The sequence below is a fragment of the Winogradskyella eckloniae genome, from assembly GCF_013249045.1.
GTDB classification, from domain to species: domain Bacteria; phylum Bacteroidota; class Bacteroidia; order Flavobacteriales; family Flavobacteriaceae; genus Winogradskyella; species Winogradskyella eckloniae.
Genome location: NZ_JABRWP010000029.1, coordinates 1 through 501 on the forward strand (window position 1 = coordinate 1; position 501 = coordinate 501).

At 41.9% G+C, this 501-nt stretch carries 1 protein-coding gene; it reads right to left on the reverse strand.

The genetic code is table 11. The features are described 5' to 3' along the window. Positions 1–501 (reverse strand): SprB repeat-containing protein (locus HNV08_RS16245; protein WP_173282414.1); only part of this gene is annotated, 501 nt, incomplete at both ends.

Below are 501 nucleotides of genomic sequence, written 5' to 3' on the forward strand. Positions count from 1 at the left end.
CGCCATTACAAAGTACATTTGTAATGGTACCTGATGTGGTTGCAGTATCACAATCATCGGTACATGAAATAGTAATAGTTTGTGTCGCTGTACAATCATTGGCATCCGTTACTACAACGGTATGATTTCCTACAGTTAACCCACTCACAGAAGCATCTGTAGAATTACCAGCCGAGGCTGACCATAAATAAGTATACGGACCATTTCCACCCGTGGTAGAGGCAGTCGCAGTGCCATCGTCACATCCTTGCGCAGAAGTAGCATTAACTTTATCAACAGACAGGCTTAAGGCACTAGGTTCTGTAATTTCAATTTCTATTTCAGCAGTACACTGGTTACTATCAACAACCGTGACGGTATAGTCACCAGCAGACAAGTTATAAAATATTTGGTCAGTTTGTGTAGTTGTACCACCATCTAACGAGTAGTTGTAAGGAGGTGTACCACCAGAACCAATAACTTTAAAATCGCCATCAGAACCTCCGTTACAGGAGACATTCT